This is a genomic window from Dictyoglomus sp., from assembly GCA_025060475.1.
GTDB lineage: Bacteria > Dictyoglomota > Dictyoglomia > Dictyoglomales > Dictyoglomaceae > NZ13-RE01.
The window spans coordinates 1-505 of the sequence record JANXBZ010000081.1 but is presented as its reverse complement, the minus strand read 5'-3'; the positions used below and the strand labels follow the sequence as shown (position 1 = coordinate 505).

The window sequence follows — 505 nt, the reverse complement described above, 5'->3', positions numbered from 1 at the left end:
CTTTTTTATCGTCAGTCTCAACTCTCGGTTGGGAGAACACTACTATTGAATACATAATTGTATCTTGTGGCAGATACTCTTCCGTCCAGAGCGCTCCAGATTGGACTGTTCCAGTTACATCATCAATCTTAGTTCTTGTGATTACCTCGGTAGACGATTTGACAAAGTGCTTAAAATCGTCGTCACTCAAGATAACTAAATCTTTTTTTAGTTTGTCTCTCCAAAATTGGTATGATGAGTCATTAGGGAAAATATTATCTGAAAGCCATTCGGCTAGCTTTGTGGTGTTTTGATCCTTTATAACTTCAAAAGTAAATTCTTCAAGCACAATTTTAGAAGAAATCTCAATGTTAGATGTATTTGGTATAGTGTTTTGAAGATTTTGAAAATCCGAGAAATTGAAATCAGTTATCCCAGCAAGTTTAAGGTCTTTCTTGAACCTTTCAAGCACCATAGGACAAGTAATCCAGGCAAAAACACCTTTAAGCGATTTTACAGGGAAAAG

At 35.8% G+C, this 505-nt stretch carries 1 protein-coding gene; it reads right to left on the bottom strand.

What is annotated here, in order from left to right; genetic code table 11:
* A partial coding sequence (gene cmr4 / locus NZ841_08595) for a type III-B CRISPR module RAMP protein Cmr4 (protein MCS7202817.1) occupies positions 1-454 on the bottom strand: 454 nt, incomplete at its 3' end.
* Positions 455-505 lie beyond the last annotated feature (51 nt).